At 48.5% G+C, this 21,210-nt stretch carries 17 protein-coding genes; 10 read left to right on the top strand and 7 right to left on the bottom strand.

Annotation, left to right across the window (positions count from 1 at the left end; all coding sequences use genetic code 11):
- Positions 1-87 precede the first annotated feature (87 nt).
- From metG to lptC, 3 genes are all read left to right on the top strand, one after another.
- Positions 88-1,710, top strand: coding sequence for a methionine--tRNA ligase (gene metG, locus AC5I6P_RS13580; protein WP_495694301.1), 1,623 nt, complete (start codon positions 88-90; stop codon positions 1,708-1,710).
- Positions 1,711-1,792: 82 nt separating this feature from the next.
- Positions 1,793-2,410 (top strand): LabA-like NYN domain-containing protein, encoded by a 618-nt coding sequence (locus AC5I6P_RS13575; protein WP_495694300.1) that lies wholly within the window; start codon positions 1,793-1,795, stop codon positions 2,408-2,410.
- Between the two features lie 124 nt (positions 2,411-2,534).
- Positions 2,535-3,722: an LPS export ABC transporter periplasmic protein LptC gene (lptC, locus tag AC5I6P_RS13570; protein ID WP_495694299.1), complete on the top strand. Its 1,188-nt coding sequence runs from the start codon at positions 2,535-2,537 to the stop codon at positions 3,720-3,722.
- Between the two features lie 169 nt (positions 3,723-3,891).
- Here lptC and AC5I6P_RS13565 read toward each other — a convergent pair whose 3' ends face one another.
- Positions 3,892-4,959 carry a mannose-1-phosphate guanylyltransferase gene (locus tag AC5I6P_RS13565; RefSeq protein ID WP_495694298.1) on the bottom strand — a complete coding sequence of 356 codons (1,068 nt, stop codon included), beginning with the start codon at positions 4,957-4,959 and terminating at the stop codon, positions 3,892-3,894.
- Positions 4,960-5,297: 338 nt separating this feature from the next.
- Positions 5,298-5,528: a hypothetical protein gene (locus AC5I6P_RS13560; protein ID WP_495694411.1), complete on the bottom strand. Its 231-nt coding sequence runs from the start codon at positions 5,526-5,528 to the stop codon at positions 5,298-5,300.
- Between AC5I6P_RS13560 and AC5I6P_RS13555 the strand changes: the two genes are divergently transcribed.
- Both AC5I6P_RS13555 and AC5I6P_RS13550 read left to right on the top strand, forming a co-directional pair.
- On the top strand, positions 5,507-6,889 hold the full coding sequence (locus AC5I6P_RS13555; protein ID WP_495694297.1) for an LCP family protein: 1,383 nt from the start codon (positions 5,507-5,509) through the stop codon (positions 6,887-6,889). The two genes, AC5I6P_RS13560 and AC5I6P_RS13555, sit on opposite strands and share 22 nt — an antisense overlap.
- Positions 6,890-6,895: 6 nt before the next feature.
- Positions 6,896-7,453 carry a pentapeptide repeat-containing protein gene (locus tag AC5I6P_RS13550; RefSeq protein WP_495694296.1) on the top strand — a complete coding sequence of 186 codons (558 nt, stop codon included), beginning with the start codon at positions 6,896-6,898 and terminating at the stop codon, positions 7,451-7,453.
- Positions 7,454-7,522: 69 nt separating this feature from the next.
- Here AC5I6P_RS13550 and AC5I6P_RS13545 read toward each other — a convergent pair whose 3' ends face one another.
- The 3 genes from AC5I6P_RS13545 to pyk all read right to left on the bottom strand — a co-directional run bounded on the left by AC5I6P_RS13545 (position 7,523) and on the right by pyk (position 11,651).
- Positions 7,523-8,047, bottom strand: a complete 525-nt coding sequence (locus AC5I6P_RS13545; RefSeq protein WP_495694295.1) for a hypothetical protein — start codon at positions 8,045-8,047, stop codon at positions 7,523-7,525.
- A 234-nt stretch (positions 8,048-8,281) separates the two neighbouring features.
- Positions 8,282-9,733, bottom strand: a complete 1,452-nt coding sequence (locus AC5I6P_RS13540; RefSeq protein ID WP_495694294.1) for a phosphoglucomutase/phosphomannomutase family protein — start codon at positions 9,731-9,733, stop codon at positions 8,282-8,284.
- Positions 9,734-9,869: 136 nt separating this feature from the next.
- Entirely contained in the window at positions 9,870-11,651 is a 1,782-nt protein-coding gene (gene pyk, locus AC5I6P_RS13535; RefSeq protein ID WP_495694293.1) for a pyruvate kinase, read from the bottom strand.
- A gap of 558 nt (positions 11,652-12,209) precedes the next feature.
- On the opposite strand from pyk, the gene AC5I6P_RS13530 reads away from it, so the two are divergent.
- The 5 genes from AC5I6P_RS13530 to AC5I6P_RS13510 all read left to right on the top strand — a co-directional run bounded on the left by AC5I6P_RS13530 (position 12,210) and on the right by AC5I6P_RS13510 (position 18,717).
- Positions 12,210-14,495, top strand: a complete 2,286-nt coding sequence (locus AC5I6P_RS13530; RefSeq protein WP_495694292.1) for an amylo-alpha-1,6-glucosidase — start codon at positions 12,210-12,212, stop codon at positions 14,493-14,495.
- Between the two features lie 229 nt (positions 14,496-14,724).
- Positions 14,725-16,587, top strand: a complete 1,863-nt coding sequence (locus AC5I6P_RS13525) for a sensor histidine kinase (protein WP_495694291.1) — start codon at positions 14,725-14,727, stop codon at positions 16,585-16,587.
- A 175-nt stretch (positions 16,588-16,762) separates the two neighbouring features.
- Entirely contained in the window at positions 16,763-17,074 is a 312-nt protein-coding gene (locus AC5I6P_RS13520) for a VOC family protein (protein ID WP_495694290.1), read from the top strand.
- A 100-nt stretch (positions 17,075-17,174) separates the two neighbouring features.
- Complete coding sequence (locus AC5I6P_RS13515) at positions 17,175-18,218, top strand: agmatinase family protein (protein ID WP_495694289.1); 1,044 nt, start codon at positions 17,175-17,177, stop codon at positions 18,216-18,218.
- Between the two features lie 76 nt (positions 18,219-18,294).
- On the top strand, positions 18,295-18,717 hold the full coding sequence (locus tag AC5I6P_RS13510) for a hypothetical protein (protein WP_495694288.1): 423 nt from the start codon (positions 18,295-18,297) through the stop codon (positions 18,715-18,717).
- A gap of 87 nt (positions 18,718-18,804) precedes the next feature.
- Here the strand turns inward: AC5I6P_RS13510 and AC5I6P_RS13505 are convergent, their stop codons facing one another.
- Positions 18,805-20,727 carry an ABC-F family ATP-binding cassette domain-containing protein gene (locus tag AC5I6P_RS13505; RefSeq protein WP_495694287.1) on the bottom strand — a complete coding sequence of 641 codons (1,923 nt, stop codon included), beginning with the start codon at positions 20,725-20,727 and terminating at the stop codon, positions 18,805-18,807.
- 180 nt (positions 20,728-20,907) lie between these two features.
- A complete protein-coding gene (locus AC5I6P_RS13500) occupies positions 20,908-21,120 on the bottom strand; it encodes a ssl0294 family protein (RefSeq protein WP_495694286.1) in 213 nt (70 codons plus the stop codon).
- Positions 21,121-21,210 lie beyond the last annotated feature (90 nt).

The raw sequence follows: 21,210 nt of genomic DNA, 5'->3' as shown, positions 1-21,210 counted from the left end.
GTGAACCCTTTCACCTCGTGTCTGTGTTTATAAACGATGTGCCCCGTCTATGAGGTTTCATAACATTGGGGTTATTTAAATTTATCTATGACTTCTGAAGCTCTCGAAAACACCCCATTTACAATTACGACGCCCCTCTACTATGTGAACGATTTGCCTCATATTGGAAGTGCTTATCCAACCATTGCGGCAGATGCGATCGCGCGGTTTAATCGGTTGAGAGGGACGCCGACGCTGTTTGTCACGGGCAGCGATGAACACGGTCAGAAAATTCAGCGCACGGCAGAAAGTCTTGGACGCACCCCCAAGGAACACTGCGATCAGATCGTTGAAGGCTTTAAAGCGCTCTGGGAACGGTTAGACATTCGCTACGATCGCTTTATCCGCACGACAGACGAACGGCACGAGGCCATTGTCAAAGAATTTTTCGGGCGTGTTTGGGATCGCGGCGACATCTACATCAATCAGCAAAAAGGCTGGTACTGCGTTTCTTGCGAAGAATTTAAAGAAGAACGCGAACTGCTAGAGGATCACTACTGCGCGATTCACGTCAACAAACGAGCAGAATGGCGCGACGAAGAAAACTATTTCTTTCGGCTGTCAAACTACCAAGAACGCTTGGAAAAGCTCTACCAAGAGCGTCCTGAGTTTATCTTGCCAGAGAGCCGCCGCAATGAAGTTCTAAACTTTGTGAATCAAGGCTTGCGGGATTTTTCGATCTCCCGCATCAACGTCGATTGGGGATTTCCTGTTCCGGTCAATCCTAATCACACGATTTATGTTTGGTTTGATGCGCTGCTCGGTTACATCACCGCCCTCCTCGAACCTGATCAAGCTCCAACCTTAGCCAATGCTCTGTCTCGGTGGTATCCCATCAACACCCATCTCATTGGCAAAGACATTCTGAGATTTCATGCGGTGTATTGGCCCGCCATGCTAATGTCAGCAGACTTGCCGTTGCCCGATCGCATCTTTGGTCATGGCTTTCTCGTCCGTGATGGCGTCAAAATGGGCAAGAGCATGGGAAATGTGATTGATCCGATCGCGTTGGTCGAGCGCTATGGCTCCGACGCCGTTCGTTACTATTTCCTCAAAGAAATTGAGTTTGGGCGAGATGGCGTCTTTGACGAAGCTCGATTTGTGAATATTCTCAACGCTGACCTTGCCAATGATTTGGGGAACTTACTCAACAGAACGTTGCGAATGGCGCATAAATATTGCGGCGGTGAAGTTCCTAATGTATCCAGTGATAGCATTTCAGTAGGGAATCCACTGAAGGCAACTGGAGTTAAACTGTGCGATCGCGTGATTGGGGCTTACGACGCTCTCGCCTTCAGCGTTGCCTGCACCGAAATCCTCACTCTTGTGCGGATGGGAAATAAGTACATTGACGAGCAAGCGCCTTGGACGCTCTATAAACAGGGCAACCAAGCCGCCGTCGAGCAAGTACTCTATGTGGTTCTAGAATCGGTGCGCTTAGCAGCGTATCTTCTATCACCCATTGTTCCAAAGGTTAGTACGGCGATTTACCAACAGTTGGGGTATGCCATTGACTTCAACAATGCCAATTCAACCAACGTCAATTCAATCGACGATGCAACCACCTTTGCTCATCACAAAACTTGGGGACTGCTTCAGGCGGGTCAACCGCTTGATGATCCTCAGCCTGTGTTTCAGAAGCTAGAACTTCAAGATGCTCCCTCATCTTGAAGATCACAGAACAAGACAACAAAATAGTCAAATTTGCAGATTTCGCATCAATAACATTCATAAAAATCGAGGTATAGCACCTGTGTTGAATCCTTTAAATCACGAGCCAGAGACCGTATTTTCGCCAGAGCAAGTTCTTGAAAATCGGGGCAGAGTTGCCATTTTTATTGATGGCTCAAACTTGTTCTATGCAGCATTGCAGCTTGGCATCGAAATCGATTACACCAAACTGCTCGTGCGCCTCACCTCTGGATCTCGATTGCTGCGATCGTTCTTTTACACGGGCGTCGATCGCACGAATGAGAAACAGCAAGGCTTTTTACTGTGGATGCGACGCAATGGCTACCGAGTCATTTCTAAAGATCTAGTTCAACTGCCAGACGGCTCGAAAAAAGCAAATCTGGATGTTGAGATTGCAGTTGATATGATGTCGCTGGTTGGCTCTTACGATACGGCTGTTCTAGTCAGCGGAGATGGTGACTTGGCCTACGCTGTGAATGCGGTGAGCTATCGGGGAGTCCGGGTTGAGGTAGTCAGCCTGCGATCGATGACCAGCGATAGTTTAATCAATGTTGCCGATCGCTATATTGACCTTGACGGTATCAAAGAAGACATTCAAAAAACGGCTCGCAGCTATACCTACCGTCCGCTCTCTGGAATTAGTCTGATGGACGATTCAGCCGAGGAGCATGGACTGTAGCGCCACGTTACACGGGATCTTTTGGGGCAGTCATTCCGTCTACAGTAGAAGAGTAGAGGAATCTGCCCCATTATTTTGAGTTCTACTATTTTTGTGAGTGTTGTTATCGATTGAGGACTGCAACTTGAGCCGTACGATTAGCGCGAAGCGCAACTGCAAAGCGATCGCCCCCACCAGAATTGCCCTAACCCTCCTTCTCATCCCACTCTTGGTTGGAGCTGGAGCCTGTTCTAAACGCAACCAGTCAGCTGAAAAGCTGGCTCAAGATGCGCAAGAAGCCCAAAAGTTTGATAGCAATCTCACCTTTAACAATGTCACCCTCCAGGAAGCCGACGAAAAAGGGCAACTGTGGTGGAAGGTGAAGGCAAAACAAGCCACCTACAGTGAGGATAAGCGAAACGCGATCGTGGTGGAGCCCAAGGGTGAACTCTATCAAGACGGTAAACCGATTTACAAAATTGACGCTCAAAAGAGCGAGATTCAGCAAGACGGCAAATCGGTCGTGCTGAAAGGCGAGATCACCGCAACCGATGTCAAAGATGGATCGGTCTTTAAGGGCAATGAAATCGAATGGCGTCCGACCGAGAATGTGATGTTTATTCGCAACAAGTTCACGGGCAATCACAAACAGATGCAGATTGCCGCAAAACAAGGGCGCTTTTTAACCCGTGAGAACAAAGTCGATATCTCAGGGCAGATTGTCGCCACGGTGAAAGATCCGCAAATGAAACTGCAAACTGAGCATCTCATTTGGGATACCAAACAAGAAAAGGTGGTGGGCGATCGCCCGATTCAGGTAGAGCGCTATCAGAATAAAGTGATCACCGATGTAGGCAGTGCAAACGCAAGTGATGTTGACCTCAAAACAAAAACCGTCAACCTTCGTGACAATGCCAAAATCGCCATCAAAGCCTCAAATCTCAATATCAGTGGTAACTTGTTAACCTGGAATATTGATACCGAAACCCTAAGCACCAATCAGCCCGTCACGATCGTCAATCCGGTGCAACAAACCACGATCACCGCCAATGCAGGCAATTTAGATTTGGCGCAAAATGTCGCTCGACTCGATGGCAATGTTCGCGGGATCGGCGAAAAAAACCAATCTCAGCTAACGGCTAACCAAGTCACTTGGTTTCTTGGGACTCAACAGTTTGAAGCCAACGGAAATGTGAACTATAACCAGCAGAATCCGCCGTTTAGCATTGCTGGACCGAAGGCAAGCGGTAAATTAGACGATCAGCAAGTGGCAGTCAGTGGAGACAGTAGCGGCAGAGTCGAACTTCAGATCGTACCGCAGACGAAGCAATAAGCTTCTTTCACCCGTGTCGAACTTCAGATCGTACCGCAGACGAAGCAATAAGCTTCTTTCACCCGTCGTACTAATTGGCAAAATTGGCAACGGATTTTTTAGCAAATGCAAAGGCTGGACGGATTAGGTCTGATCCGTCCAGCCTTCGATCTAATGTCTACCGTTAAATCTATAGCAAATCCTCATATTCAGGGTGAGACTGAAGCGATCGCAGCACATCTTTGATGTCTTGCGTCCGGTCTTTCTTAACAATCAAGGTGACTTTGCCGTCTCGTACAATCACAGTATCTTCAAGGCCAATTGTGACGAATAGATCGTCTTCATTGGTCGCGTAAAACAGCGCTCCTCGCGTATCTAAACCAACATGATGCGCCAATTCCACATTGAGATTCTCGCTCTTAAGCAGTCGCTCTATCGCTGCCCAATCTCCCAGATCGTCCCACCCGAAGGTCACGGGTAATACATAAGCGCAGTTTGTTTTTTCCATCAGAGCATAATCAATACTCTTCTTCGGAATGGTTGAATAAGCTTCGATCCCCCGTTCTTCTAACGGTAAAAGAATGTCTGGAGCATGGTGGCGTAACTCCTTCAGCGCGACCTCGGCTCGGAAGACGAACATGCCGCCATTCCAGCTAAACCGGCCGCTCTTTAAGAACGCCTCGGCAGTCTCGCGATCGGGCTTTTCAGTAAAGCGATCAACGCGGTAAGCAGGGTACGAAGATGCACCAAATAACCCCAACTTCTCGCCCTGTTCGATATAGCCGTAGCCAGTCGCCGCATGGGTGGGCGTGATTCCCAACGTCACGATCGCATCGGCTTGACGTGCTACGTCTGACGCGGCCTCTAACGTCTGCTCAAACGCGGCCTGATTATCAATCCAGTGGTCGGCTGGAAAAAATCCAGTCAATGCCGATTCACCATAACGTTTCGCGACCTCTAATGTACTCCAAGCTACCGCTGGAGCGGTGTCTCGCCCTTCTGGTTCGACCAATAGATTTTGAGCGGGCAATTGGGGAAGCTGCGATCGCACTCCTTCTTCTAAATGAGACGCCGTGACAACAAACAAATGCTCCCATCCACCAGCAACATTGAGCAATCGCTCAGCTGTTGCCTGCAAAAGGCTACGACCACTTCCATCTAAACTTAAAAATTGCTTTGGACGATGTTTACGGCTAAGCGGCCAAAACCGCTCACCTTTACCACCCGCGAGAATAACAGGCACGAGAGATTGCGTCATGATAAATGTATGCGACTTTGCAGCCAATCAGGGCAGGATTGAGGGTAGAAGAACTAACAGGAATAGGTTAAGCCAAAAACACTTGGTCAGAAACAAGTTGGACGCCTCCCTGCTCATTTAACCCAATGTTCATTGGCTCCAAGCCTAATGTCTATTGGCTCTTTCCACTAGTTCCCTTTTCTTCACCAATCCTATCTTTCCGAAACTTTGTGAAATGGATCCGAAACTTTGTGAAATGGAATAGAAGCATTAATTAAACCCTTGCATAAATTTAGTTTGGGAGCACTCTACCGCAACTCGTGATCAGAGAAACTCCATACAGCAGAATTCGCACAGTTCTACCGAATGTAGTAAGTTTTAGTCGAGTAAACACTAGGGGTATCGGGGCGCATCCGTTGGCTTGGGGTATCCAAATTAGGCAAAAGCAAGTAAATTACGTCTTGTAGGTGACCCAGAATGAAAAACTGATCCGTTACTATTACAGCAAAAGACGGGTTGCATTCGTGGATATCGTAGCTAGACAAGCGTTTGAGATAAGGTGAAGGGAGTGAAGCAGTTGAAGAATCCATCCACGCTGAAGCAGCCAGATTTAGCCAGTTCATTGGGAACCCGTTCCCATCCTTCAGATATTTCGATTCCGGTTCCTCCCCGCCGCTCTTCTCGTTCTTTGATTTGGGCATTCGCGTTTTTCATGACCGCTGCCGCCTCAGCAACCATAGGAACGGCACTTGCCCTTATTGCTCCTATTCCGGGGGCTGTGGCTCCTTCAGAAGGGCAAAAGCTGTTCGGCGACCTTTGGAGTAGCGGCTTTCAGTATCGTGTCTCCCGTCCGGTCAATATTTTAGTAATGGGCATCGATCGTGTTCCTGATGCTCCAGAGGGGTCAGACGCGATGTTCTCCGGGCGCAGCGATACGATGCTGGTACTCCACGTTGATCCAATCGATAAGGCTGTGAACTTGCTCTCGGTTCCGAGAGATACTCAAGTTGAGGTTCCAGGAATTGGCATCACTAAAATTAATCAGGCTAATGCAAGCGGCGGCCCGATTTTAGCGCGAGAAGCAGTCAGTCAAACGCTCAACGGAATGGAGATCGATCGCTACTTGCGGGTTAGCACCGGTGCCTTTCGTGAGCTAGTGAATTTGTTGGGCGGAGTTCAGGTCTACGTACCTGAACGAATGCACTACGTTGACAACACCCAAAAGCTGAAAATTGATCTGGCTCCAGGTTGGCAAACGCTAAACGGGGATCAGGCAGAGCAGTTTGCGCGATTCCGCCATGACAATAATGGCGATATTGGTCGAGTTCAACGCCAGCAAGCCTTAATTAAAGCGTTAAGAGAGAAGTTAACCAGCCCGTTGGTTCTACCTCGCGTTCCGAGTTTGATTGGCATGATGCAGAAGTACATCGACACGAACCTTAGCATCGAGGAAATGCTGTCATTGGTTAGTTTGGGGCTGAAGTTAGACAAGAATGACTTTAAAATGGTGATGCTGCCGGGTCGTTTTAGCGCCCCGGATGAATTTCAATCCAGCTACTGGATTATGGACCCTCAAGGGCGCGATCGCATTGTGCAGGAGTATTTCAACACCTCCTCAATCAATAGCAATAGCGTCTCTGAGCTTCCCAGTACCAACATCAAAATTGCAGTTCAGAATGCCTCTACTGATCCAGAGTCGGCAAATCAATTTGTTCAATATCTATCGAGCCTAGGCTACAACAATGCTTATGTGACAGAGGATTGGGATGATGGGCAGCAGAAGACTCAGGTGATTGTTCAAAGAGGTGATTTGCGAGCCGCCAAAGCGCTGCAAGCGGCGTTAGGCTTTGGATCAGTTGAAGCTGCTTCAACCGGCGATCTCGATTCTGATTTAACGATTCGAGTCGGTGATGATTGGCTCAAGCAGCAAAAAGTGAATGCTAAACCTTAGATGATCATGATAGTGATCCCGCTAGAACCATTTAAATCAATCCCCTCTCGGCTGTTAGGCTGGATAACGATTCCGCTGATATTGCGGGTTGTCGTCCTTGTCCTGCTGGCTTGGCTTTGGATTTTGCTCAGCGCTACTCCGGTCGTGGCTCAGGAGATGAAAAATTATTCCCATGCTCAGATTGAGGGGCAAGATTTCTCCAACCAAAATTTGGAAGGCTATACCTTTGTAGCGGTCGAAGCGCGGGAAACCAATTTCGAGGGAGCCAATCTTAAAAGTTCGATGCTGACGAAAGGAAATCTTCTACAAGCCAATTTAGCGGGCGCAAATTTAGAAGATGCCTTGGTCGATCGCGTGACGCTCTACAAAGCGAATTTGACCAATGCCAATTTTACGGGCGCGACGCTAACGAATAGCATTTTAGATGGAACAGAGATTACGGGCGCAGATTTTACCGATGCACTCGTCGATCGATACACGGTGAAACAACTGTGCGATCGCGCTTCGGGCACGAATCCTGTGACTGGCGTTGATACGCGTGAAAGTTTAGGCTGTCGTGATTAGATTTGCAGAAGCGATGAGAGCAATCAAGTGAAGCATGCTTACCCACATCAAAGGCTATGTTAGCTTTCTTCATCCAGTAGCTCCAACAACAATTTCTTCTCCTCGCCTCGCGGCTGCAAGATATAAATTACGCCACTCCTCAAACCACCCTCGATACCAGTCAGCATCGCGATCGCTTAAGAATGCTGTCTTTGAATTAACTTTGCGAAGCATTTTTGCTCCTTGCTTAACCAGGGATGTGGAAACCAAGGTCAATGTCTTTTCAACATCAAACTCAAAGTGTGGAGTCAGCGATCGCTCTCCAGGAATTAACCTGCTGACCAGTTCACTCGCATTTTCGTCCTGCTGCTCTAACAAGACTTCGATTAATCTCTGTTCAATCTCGAAATAGCATTTTTCTAGTGCACCAATTCGATTTTCAATCCCAGGATAAGCTTGGCGCGTTCGCCTCAAGGCAGTCCTAAGTTCAGTGATCACCCAATCTGCTGCTAACTCATCTCCAAATACTTCCTGGTTCTCTTCGATGATCTCATCCAGATAATAGTTAAGCTTCAATGGCTTCATCTCAAAAGCGTTGAAAGTTCCCCAACCCATAGGGAAGAAGGAAACAATGAGAATCGCAAACGCCTTGTCTCGTTGAAGACGTTGATAAAACTCACTTTTAGGAGGAATGGCACTGTAGTAAATAGAAACGCTTATGAAGTGGCTAACCCAGCAATTTAGTAAATGCAACTACGCTACTAACTTCAACGTTGAACAACCAAATTAAAACAGCTGCATGACCAAAACGTACAACATGTAGGTTAGCCGGACCCCACAAGGCAAGTCTCAAATGGAGTTGGCCCACTCCTTTGCCCAATTCAACGTTGCATGAACTTGTTCTAGCGTGTCAGCTTCGCAGTAGAGCCGCAATACAGGCTCAGTGCCGCTAAAGCGAATCAGCAACCAGCTTTGGTCTGCTAGACGGAATTTGTAACCGTCATCTGTTTGACAATTGGTAACAGCACGTCCTGCAATCTCTTGAATCGGTTTGGTTTGCAGTTGCTCTAGAAGTTTGGCGCGGACTTCCATGCTGGCAAGGGGGAGATCGATGCGATCGTACGCTGCATCAAATCCTACTTTCTGCTGAATCTGGCGGTACAAATCGCCTAAATCCAGTTCAGTTTGAACTACTGTTTCTAACACATATAGCGCGGCTAACAGGGCATCGCGCTCTGGAATGTGGTGTCCGTAACCGATCCCACCCGATTCCTCACCACCAAGCAAGACCTTGGCTTCTAACATGCGATCGGCAATGTACTTATACCCAATAGGCGTCTCAAACACCGGAAGATTATGCAAAGCTGCGACTTTGGGGATCAAATCTGAACCGCTTACAGTCTTCACCACTTCGCCACTGTAGCCCTTTCTAGATAGATGTTCGATCAATATTGGAATTAGAATTTGAGAGCTAAGGAAATTACCTTTTCCATCGACTGCACCAATGCGATCGGCATCCCCATCAAATACCAATCCAACGGCTAAGCTATCACCCTGAAACGATTGGATCGTGTGCAGCAGTTTCGATAAATATTTGGGCAAGGGTTCCGGTGCGCCGCCTTCAAACAAGGGATCGCGATCGCTGTTCAATTCTTCGATCTCGACGCCGAGCAATTGAGCGATCCCACTTGCAGCGGCTCCGTGCATCACATCTGCAAATACGGTGAGCTTACCGTTACGAATAGCAGTGCGAATCGAATCGATATCGACCAGCGATCGCAGCCCTTCACAATAGCTCGTCCAAGGATTAAACGTTTGAAAAGTGCCCTGAGTCGTCGCTTCTGGCAACTGACCGCTTGCCAGCAAAGCTTCTATTTTCTGCGTCACCTCTGGCGGAACCGATCCCCCAAATGCCCCTTTTACTTTTAAGCCAGAATATCCGCCCGGATTGTGGCTAGCCGTAATGACGATCGCGCCCAAAGCATTTAGCTTTTTGGCTGCCCAACTAAACGCAGGAGTAGGCGCAAAGCATTCGGATAGGAGAACATCAAACCCGATCACGCGAATCGAATCAGCCGCTACCTGAGCAAAGTTTTCCGACATGAAGCGGCGATCGTATCCCACAATCACGGTATTGCTGCCCGTTTGGAAGCCGTATTCCTCCGCCAAAATTTGAGCCGCGATCGGAGCAACAAGCCTGACGCGATCGTAGGTAAAATCGGCTGCAATCAGACCGCGCCATCCATCTGTCCCAAACTTGATTGGGTTAATCGCCGTAATCACAGAAGCGGCGTGAGCCATATTGCAATCTCCTAAAAAACGGTGGGGGACTAAAAGCAACTCTCAGTGTAACTGGGATGAGTTTACCCAGATAAGAGTTGTCTGTCACTACACTGTTTCTTTACGCAAGTAACCGGGGCTAGACAGGAGAAATTCTTTAAACGGTTAGGGCTGAATCGGTCTGCGTTGCGCCGTTTGTGCCGGAGTAAACCAAGCCACGCTGCATATCCAGCGTAACAATCTCACCATCTCGAATCACTCCAGTCGCATTCTTCACTCCAACCAAAACCGGAATGCCCAACCGCAACCCGATGACAGCCGCATGACTCGTCAGGCTACTATCTTCTGTGATGATCCCGGCGGCTTTGCGAATTGCGTCAATGTGATCAGCGCTAGTGCTGGGGGCAACTAAGATTTCACCGGATCGAAAGCGCGATAACTCGCCCGGATTTGGGGCAACTCTGGCGCGACCACTGATCGAGCCTTGACCAATACCGATCCCTTTTCCACGAACGGCAGTCACCACTTCGATCTTGATCAAATCGGTAGAACCCGAGACCCCTTGCAGCGTTCCAGCGGTCATCACGACCAGATCACCTTCTGACACCAATCCCTTCTCTTGCGCTACATTCAGCGCGGCTTGGAAGGTTTGACCTGTGGACGGTAAATCGAGAACGAGCAACGGTTTGACGCCCCATACTAGCTGAAGCTGACGCGCAACATCGACGTGAGGCGTGATCGCAAGAATCGGAGTTGTGGGGCGAAACTTCGAGACATTGCGAGCAGTCGCTCCTGACTTGGTGAGCGACATGATGGCGATCGCGCCTAATTGCTCAGAAATTTTGCCAACGGCTTGACTGATCGAGTTGGGGATCGATCGCCCCGTACCTTCGAGGGTGTGACGCTTTGGCTCTTGCTCCGTGCGAATCGCAATCCGGGCCATCGTTGCTACCGCTTCTACTGCAAACTTACCCACTGCGGTTTCATTCGAGAGCATCACTGCATCGGTTCCATCCAAAATCGCGTTAGCGACATCGGAGATTTCGGCCCGAGTCGGGCGCGGGCTATGCACCATGCTATCGAGCATTTGCGTCGCGGTGATCACCGGAATGCCAAAGCGATTTGCCGTCGCAATCAAGCGCTTTTGCAGAATCGGCACGTCTTCTGCCGGAAGTTCGACACCCAAATCGCCGCGAGCTACCATCACGCCATCTGCGATCGACAAAATCGATTCCATCTGCTCGATCGCTTCGTGTTTTTCGATTTTCACCACCACAGGAACCGACTTCCCGGCACTCGAGATCAATTCTTTGATCTCTAGTACATCTTGAGGATTGCGCACAAAGCTGAGAGCAACCCAATCTACGCCTTGGTCTAAGCCAAACGTCAAATCTCTGCGATCTTTATCGGTCAACGCTTTGATGGACAGATAAACCCCAGGAAAATTCACCCCTTTATTGTTGGATAAGGGACCTCCGACAACCACTCGGCACCGCAGTTCTTGAGCCACGCGATCAACCGCTTCCACCACCATTTCGACTCTGCCATCATCGAGCATAATGGTTGCCCCTTCTGGAACTTCCTCAGACAAGCGATCGTAGGTGACTGAACTAATCTCCTGCGTTCCCGGAACGATCTGACTTGTCAGCGTAAATTTGTCGTCTTTGTTGAGAACAATCGAACCATTCTCAAACCGTCCGAGGCGAATTTTGGGCCCCTGCAAATCTTGAAGAATCCCGACGGGCTGGTTTAGCTCAAACGAAATCTGGCGAATCAGACGAATACTGCGTAAATGGTCGTCGTGCGTTCCGTGAGAGAAATTGAGACGGAGCGTGGTTGCTCCGGCTTTAATGAGTTCTCGTAGGGCGTCTGGTGTGCTGGTAGCCGGACCGATCGTGGCGACAATTTTTGTTCTACGGCGAGAGGATGGCACTTGCATGAACTGGAGATCCAAAAAAGGGTTAAGGGGGAAAGAGTGAAATTGTAAAAAGTTTAAGACAAGATCTGGGCCAGACGCGCGGTTCCGTCAGATTTACACCTTGCGCGAATTGCGATCAATGTTACGGAAAACTGACGTGGAAGCATCAGGCATACTACCACGTTTGCAGCGCATTCTGTATGGTGGAAGGCGTGTGTGAAGCGTGAGATCCGCCGTATAAATCCATAGTCTCATAGTGGCTCGCCAACCCTCAGAAACCGCAGAACTTAAGAATCCTTTAATACAAATGGTGATCTCGCAAACATTTCTTGTTCGCAAGTTAAAAACATTACAAAAACATTACTAAAACAAAAATGTTGTACTCAAGTAATAAAGATGCAAAACCCTGAAATATAAGGACTTGTTGCGTGCCTGAACCACTCCAAACCGTAGTCAAAAATTAGTCAAGAATTTTCAGTATCTCGTGGCACTCTATCGGTTAAATCGGCTTAAATGTAAGCGGCATTAAATGTAAACGTCAGTGCCTCGATTTGCCCTCATCATTTAGAGATTAGTTTCATGACTTCGGAGATCATCGAACTCGACGGTAAAAAATTTGTTCCAGCCGAGCAACTTCCGATTCCAGAATGGCCCTCCGTCCTAAACGAACGCCCTCAGCCCGTCTTGACCCTGAAAGATGATGATCTGTTTCTGCTGACCGACACGTTCGGCAATATCGGCGGCGCATGGGATGATGGGCGCAGCAGCAGTATGGGGCTATTTTGCAACGACACCCGATTTCTCAATCGCTTAGAACTGCAAATCGATGGACATCCACCAATTTTACTAAGTAGCACCGCAGAAAAAGGGTTTGTGCTGTCGGTGCTGTGCGCCAATCCACGATTAGGAGACTCTATTCAAGCCGAAACCATTGGCATCAAGCGCGAACTTGTTCTCAATGGCGGCTTGTTTGAAGAGATCGAAATTGCGAACTACAGTACCGAACCTGCTCGATTTGAAATCAGCCTCAGCTTTGATGCGGATTTTGTTGATTTGTTTGAAGTGCGGGGCTATGGGCGTAGCGATCGCGGTCGTCTCCTGCGCTTGCTACCGCCCCTTGATCCAGCTCACCGTTTAGAGCCAGAAGACAGTGAGGCAGAAGAATTCGTGTCGTCGTTTGGCGGTGATCGGGATCAGTCCGCCAAGGAGCTAACCCTTGCCTATCAAGGACTTGATCACGCGATTCTAGAGTCTCATATCGAATTCATTCACTGTCAGCCCGACTTGATCAAAGGCAACACTGCGATCTGGCAGCTTGAATTACAGTCTCACGAAATTCAGAAGATGGGCTATCGGCTGCAACCCCTTAGCAATGGCCGCAACGTGTCCAATGTGAGCGCGCCGATTACGCTCTCTCAAGCAAAGGCGGCTGAATTTGCCGAAGAAGAAACGTGGCGCAGTCATGCAACGCAAATTCGCTCCGATAAAAACACCTTCAACCGGGTAATTGAGCGAGCAGAGCAAGACATTTATCTCCTGCGTCAAACCTTTGGTAAAAATAAGGCTCTCTCTGCTGGGGTGCCGTGGTTTTCTACTCTATTTGGACGAGACTCCATCATTGCGGCGTCTCAAACCCTAATGCTCGATCCGCAGATTGCCCGCGAGACGCTGACGATTTTGGCTCACTATCAGGGCAAGGTCGATGATGAATGGCGCGAAGAGCAGCCCGGAAAGATTCTGCATGAGATCCGGTTTGGCGAGATGGCGCGATGCCAGGAAGTGCCCCACACGCCCTATTACGGCACGGTCGATGCAACGCCGCTCTGGTTGATGCTCTACGCCGAGTACTTTGCCTGGACAGCTGATTATGAAACACTAGATCGATTGTGGGGCAATGCGATCACGGCGATGGACTGGTGCGATCGCAACCTCAAAGAAACGGGCTACCTTGCCTACCAGCGCATCTCGAAACGCGGACTCGATAACCAAGGCTGGAAAGATTCGGGGAACTGCATTGTCGATCGCAAAGGCAAACTCGCTCAAGGCGCAATCACGCTCTGTGAAGTGCAAGGCTATGTGTATGCGGCAAAGGTGCGACTCAGTCAGATTGCCCGCATGAAGAAACGCATTGATCTTGCCGATCGTTGGGACGAAGAAGCCAGAGAACTGAAGATGCGTTTTAACCGCGATTTTTGGATGGAAGATCAAGATTTCTGCGCGTTGGCGTTAGATGGAGATGGAAACCAGGTCGATAGCATTACCTCAAATCCCGGACACTGTTTAAGTTTGGGCATCTTTACGCCAGAGAAAGCCTACAGCGTAGCAGAACGGCTTCGCGGCCCAGACATGTTTAATGGGTGGGGGATTCGCACGCTCAGCAGTTCTTCGCCTGCCTACAATCCGATGGGCTACCACATTGGCTCGGTGTGGCCTCACGACAATACGCTGACGGCGATCGGGCTGCGATCGCTCGGCTTGATCGATCAAGCACTCGAACTGTGTAAAGGGTTGCTCGACATGACGCGACATCAGCCCTACCAGCGTCCGCCCGAACTGTTTTGCGGCTACGAACGGATAGACGATAACGAACCCGTTCAATATCCAGTCGCTTGTTCTCCTCAAGCATGGGCAACGGGCAGCGTGTTCCAACTCGTTCACATGATTGTGAACTTGGTTCCTGATGCGCCCGGAAACTACCTACGCATTATTGATCCAGCCTTGCCAGAATCGATCAACTTCTTAGCGCTGAAGAATTTGCGAGTCGGGGCAACTTTACTCGATTTGGAGTTTGAGCGATCAGGATCTTCTACATCATGCCGAGTCTCTAAAAAACGGGGCAATCTGCGGGTTGTAATAGAGGCGTAACCGCCTCCGGGTGCAGAGCAATGCCTCGATCAGGTTCCAAGGGATGTGTTGTGCAAATCAAGGTTTGCACAACACATCCACTTCTAGTCTGTGATGGTGATTTGTACAAAATTTGTTAGGTGGGTGACACAGAGTAGAACGAGCCAAATCAGCTCAAACAGAAGTTAAACCAACAAGAAAACGGGAATCTTAGACCTATGCAAACTCCTGTAGGGCTAGAGAAGGTTGTATGATGCAGCAGAGATTAGGACAACGCTTATCCAGCCTCAGAGTTGGGCAAAAGATCGGTTTGGGATACGCTCTTGCTCTAGGCATTGTGGTGTCTGGAACAATTGTTAGTTTTGGCGTTGGGCGTCACTATCAACAGCAGGCTGAAGAGCTAGAAGAACACGCTCGTAACGAGGTGGAACTTTTGCAGCGTCTACAAGTTCGTGTTCTCCAAACCCGCACTCACCAACAGCAACTCATTCCTTTAGCGCAATACCCAGAAAAATTTCAGGACGAATATGCTCATCTATTAGAGCATAAAACTGAAATCCAAGAAACTTGGACTGAGCTTAAGGCATTCGCGGCAAAGAATCAGACCTTACATGACCAAGTACATCAGGAGGAGATACCGGCCTTCTTGCAAACCTATGACCGCATACCACAACGCTATTCGCAGGAATTAGAACGCCGAGTTCAACAAATTCGTAATCTGAATCTCGCATTACCGTCTGATATTAAGCAAGCCCAAGCGATCATGTTGGAGTTTACCAACAGCGATCTAGCACTTGAATTCGATGGCATTTCGGATAATTTGGTGGGTCTAATTGACGAAAGTTACCAAGAATTGGAGGTGGCGAGAAGGTTACGTGAACAGGCTAGCGAGGTCGCTGAGATAATTGTAGTTGTAAGTATTGGGTTGTCTGTTGCGATCGCCCTTCTTTTGGCAGTTTTGACTAGCCGAGCGATCGCACGACCCATTCAAACTCTAACCAGCATTGCCCGACGCTCCACTGAAGAGTCGAATTTTGACTTACAAGCGACTGTTGAGCAAGATGACGAAATTGGAATGCTTGCCAATGCCTTTAACCAGCTCATTCACTCAGTTAAGCAACTCTTGCAGCAGCAGAAAACAGTTAACGAACAACTCGAAACCTACAGCCAGAAACTTGAATCTAAAGTTGAGGAAAGAACCCAAGAACTCAACGACAAAAATACGCAGTTGCAACAACTTTTAGAAGAACTGCAACGCACCCAGGTTCAAATGGTGCAGAGCGAAAAGATGTCTGCTTTGGGGCAAATGGTGGCAGGGATAGCACATGAAATCAACAATCCGGTCAACTTTATTCACGGCAACCTGACGCATGTGCGGGAATACGCCCACAATTTACTAAATTTTGTGCATCTTTACCAGAAGTACTATTCTGACCCAATTCCCGAAATCCAGGCTAAGGCAGAAGAGCTGGATATGGAGTTTGTCCAAGCCGATCTACCCAAAATGCTAGATTCTATGGAGATGGGCACTGATCGTATTTGTCGGATTGTCTTATCGCTCCGGAACTTCTCACGAATGGATGAAGCTGACTTCAAAACCGTTGATATCCATGAGGGCATTGATAGTACATTGTTGATTTTGCAGCATCGCTTGAAAGATGGACCAGAGCGTCCAGCGATTCAAGTTATTCGTGACTATGGTAGGCTACTGCCTGTGGAATGCTATCCTGGTCAACTCAATCAGGCGTTTATGAACATCTTGGCAAATGCCATTGATGCCTTGGAAGAAGCCAATGTTAACCGAACCTATCAGGAGATCCAGGAAAATCCTAGTCAGATTACCATTCGGACTTCTGTGATTGATTCAAAATGGATAAGAATTGAAATTTCTGATAATGGAATGGGAATGCCTGAATCTGTTCAAAAACGGATTTTTGAGCCATTCTTCACTACGAAATCTGTCGGTAAGGGAACGGGCATGGGAATGCCAATTAGCTATCAAATTGTCACTGAGAAACATGGCGGTAAGTTAGATTGTTTTTCAACCCTTGGCAAGGGAACGGAGTTTATCATTCAAATTCCTGTCCAGCAGCACATTCGTGATGTTGCCTAAAGGCTCTATCACCCAGCTGCCTAAAGAGTCTTCTGTTGGATGTTTGAGGTTATCTGTGGCGTGTGATGAGGAACGTTATGCCGCAGAGCTATTCGTATAGAGTTGAATCGGTGTTTAACTTGAATGGTGTTTAACTTGAATGGTGTTTAATTACGCCTATTGATAGAAGATTTGTATGAAACGCTTTCATATTGCTCTTGCCGTCAACAATCTTCAAGCCTCGATCGCGGACTACACTCAGCGGCTTGGACAAGACCCCACCGTTATTGTCCTGGACAAGTATGCGATGTGGCGAACCGATTTACTTAATTTCTCGATCAACCAACTGCCAGAACATGCTGGACAACTACGGCATCTAGGCTTTGAGGATGAAACTGCGCAAGGATTCTCTAGCGAGCGCGATGCCAACGGCATTGAATGGGAACTCTTCTCACCCGAAGCGCAAGATGAGAAGATTGCAGAAATCTATGGAGTAGTAAGCGATTAGCGCCGAGAGCAAAGCATTTCCTTTGCTAGTTCCGTCGCTTTAGAAGGACGATAAACTAGAACAGTAATCAACGACGCTGCGATTCGCTATAAACGGCTTCATGGCAACTAGAGACATTCTACAAAGCTTCAATCCAAACGATCTTGGGGTCGATAACGGTAACCTGTTAGGACTGCCGTTCGACTACGACTCTGCCAATATCATCGTGTTTGGGATGCCGTGGGAGGTAACCGTTTCCTATCGGGCGGGCACTGCTGCCGGTCCTCAAACGGTGCTGGCTGCTTCTCGCCAACTCGATATTTTTGACTTTGACAACCCCAACGGGTGGCAGCACGGCATCTTCATGGAGCAGATTCCGAGCCACCTGCAAGACAAAAACGTTGCCTTGAGACGCGACGCTGCTCGTATCATCGAACATCTAGAGCAAGGCAAGTTGGTCGAAGAAGATGCCGATTTGTCTGAGCGATTGGATCGGCTCAATCAAGAGTGCCAAGCGATGAACCAATGGCTGTTTGATCGCGCAATTGCGGCGATGGATCGAGGAAAGCACGTCGGGGTGATTGGCGGCGATCATAGCGTTCCGCTGGGGTACATGCAGGCGTTAGCAGACCGCTACTCTGACTTTGGCATTTTGCACATTGATGCCCATGCTGATTTGCGCGACGCTTACGAAGGCTTCCAATTCTCCCATGCATCCATCATGTTCAACGCCTTGAAACTGCCGCAAATCTCCAAGCTAGTGCAGGTTGGCATTCGGGATTTGTGTCATGACGAAGTGGAGGTGATCGAGCGATCGCAGGGACGCATTAGCGCCTACTACGATCCGATGTTGAAGCAGAAGATGTATGCAGGTGTTTCGTGGCTAGAACTGTGCAGACAAATGGTGTCGGAACTGCCACCACAGGTTTACATTAGCTTTGATGTGGATGGACTAGATCCAAAACTCTGCTCAAATACGGGGACCCCAGTTCCAGGCGGATTGGAGCTAGAGCAAGCGTTTTGTCTGTTCCGTGAAGTGGTGCAGAGCGGACGCCAGATTATTGGCTTTGATGTGTGTGAAGTCGGCGATCAGGAATGGGATGGAAATGTCGCCGCGAGAGTGGTGTATAAGCTGTGTAATTTGATGGATCTATCGCATTCGTGAGCGAGCCTCAAGGAAATTCTGAATTTGCTCGGATATGACAATATGGAACAAGGTGTTTATCGCGAGCTGTAGTCTGATGTCTTCTACTTCCTCTTTCGATATTGCCCTTAAACGCTTGATGGACACGCGCCTTGCGTTGCTTCGGCTGCACAAGGCATTGCTGGACTCGGAGCGCGGGGAATATGAGCAAACGCATGGTCGCATCCGCTCGACGGGCGAATTTTTTCAGCTAGTCCTTGACGATGAGTGGTTTAGCTGGCTCCGTCCGATGTCGCAATTTATTGTTCAGATCGACGAGGCAATGAGCGCGAAAGAACCAATGACTCTTGATCAAACCAAGGATCTGCTAGAGCAAGCCCGCCTATTGCTCCAGCCGTCTCAGCAAGGCACAGCAGCGGAGCAGAAGTACGATCGCGCCATTCAACGCGATCCGGATATCGCTTTTATGCACGCTGAACTTGCGAATCTGCTTGCTTCTGAAATTTCTTCTGAAACTTGAGTCAACGGACAGGAAATTATTGAAGCGGGATATGAGGTGCAAGACCTAGGAGTAAGCGTCTTCCCAGTTGCATCCCATATCCCTAATTTAAGCGTCAATCTCTGACAGTTCTAACCATCGTTCTGTCGATGTATCGATCTGCTCACTTAGCGTGGCTAATTTTTCAGACAGCGTTTGTAGCTCTGTAAACCCTTCGGGTGGGTTATTGTACAGCACGTATTCAACTTTAGATTTCTCATCTTCCAGTCTAGGAATCTGAGCTTCAAGAGTCTCTAGCTCGCGCTTCTCTTTGAATGTAAGCTTGCGGGGCTTTGAAGATTTTGCAAGCGGCTCTTTCAGTGTTGAGTCGCGCTCAACGTGTTTAACCTGTTTTTCTTCGGATGCTTCATTGGCTTCTTCTTCGGCTTTTTTGTAATCTAGATAAACCGAGTAATTACCAGGATATTGACGGATAGTGCCGCCGGGTTCTAGTGCAAAAATAAAATCAACGGTGCGATCGAGAAAGTAGCGATCATGGGAGACCACAATGACACATCCGTTGAAGTCTTCCAAATACTCCTCTAGCACTGACAAAGTTTGCACGTCCAGATCATTGGTTGGCTCGTCGAGAATTAGGACATTGGGCGCACTCATCAACACCCGCAGGAGAAACAGCCGTCGTTTCTCACCGCCAGATAACTTATGAATTGGCGCGTACTGCTGATTGGGCGGAAACAAAAATCGCTCCAGCATCTGCGAAGCGGTAATAACTTCTCCGTCAGATGTTTTAACGAGTTCTGCAACGCTTTTAAGATAATCAATGACACGCTGATCTTCATTCAGTGCATCTTGCAACTCATCCGAATGCTGATCGAAGTAACCAATGTGAATGGTGCTGCCAAGTTCAATAGTTCCGGCATCGGGCTTCACTCGCTCAGTGATTAGATCCATCAAGGTCGATTTGCCCGCGCCGTTGCCACCGATGATGCCAATTCGGTCTTCAGGATTGAACAGATAGGTAAAATCTTTAATTAAGGGGCGATCGTAAGATTTAGAAACATGGTGCAGTTCGATCACCTTTTTACCGATCCGCCGTCCTGCTGTCGAAATTTCAACTTTGCCCTGACTCTGCTTAAAGTCAGTATTCTGCATGTCGTGAACTCGGTCAATGCGAGCTTTTTGTTTGGTGCTTCGCGCTTTGGGTCCACGTTTGAGCCATTCTAATTCTCGTCTTAGCACCCCTTGATGCTTACGTTGAGTACTTGCGGCTGAGGCTTCTGCATCTGCTTTTTTCTCTAGATAGTAAGAGTAATTGCCGCTATAGGTGAAGAGATCGCCCCGATCGAGTTCGATAATGCGATTCGTGACGCGATCGAGGAAATAGCGATCGTGAGTCACCAGCAACAGCGCTCCGCGATACCGACCCAAGTAACTCTGTAACCACTCAATCGAGAGCGCATCTAAATGGTTGGTCGGTTCGTCCATCAGCAGCACATCTGGTTCAGACAGCAGTGCTGTTGCTAGCGCGATGCGTTTGCGGTAGCCGCCAGAAAGCTGACCAATCTTGGCATCTAAATCATGGATGCCCAATTTGGTGAGAATGATTTTGGCTTTCGTTTCAAGATCCCACGCTGCGATCGCATCCATTCGTGCCGTCACGCGAGAAAATCGGGCCATCAGCGCATCGGTATCGCCCTGTTCATGAGCGAGTTGTTCTGTTAGTTGCTCATACTCTTTCACCAGCGTCATCTGCTCGCTATTGTCGGCAAACACCTGCTCCAAAACGGTGAGATTTTCGTTGAGATCGGGCTGTTGTGGAAGATACACAGTGCGGGTGCTAGACGACGAGACGATTTGCCCATCATCGATCGGTTCTAGCCCCGCAATCATTTTCAGCAGGGTAGATTTGCCCGACCCATTCGTGCCAATCAAGCCCACCTTGTCGCTGGCTTCTAAACTAAAGCTGGCATCACGAACCACTTCTTTGATGCCAAAATCTTTTTTGATCGATTGCAGGGTTAAAACACTCATGCTGACCTAAGACGCGAATCACTCTCTCAAACGTTAACACCTGTTTCACTTCTTAGACTCGTTGCTGCACGGTCAGACCTGCATAAAGGAATGAGGCTATTCTCAATCTTTCAAAGACTTCTAATAGCCTCCTGATCTCGACACAGTGGTGTGGCGCGATCGCGACGCCTAATCAGACATCTAATCAATTGAAATCGATTGCGGGCCACTACCATTTCCAGTGTCGGTGGTTGCAGACGGATAAACGGCTGATCCCGTCTGTTGATCCAGCCAGCTTTTCACCGGATCATCTGCTAAACTCAGCCGCAGGAAACCCGACGCCAAACCACCCAAAAATGCGATCGGCTGTTGGGACAGTTCTTTAAGAAAAGGGGATAATTCGGTCAGAAACATAAGGCAACACTGACTAAACGATATAGTTGAATCGTAACGTTTCTTGAACCCGATTGACCGTGCCAGAAGCTAAGTTAAATGGTTGAACTT

It is taken from the genome of Myxacorys sp., from assembly GCF_059501405.1.
This window is presented reverse-complemented; position numbering and strand designations above follow the sequence as displayed.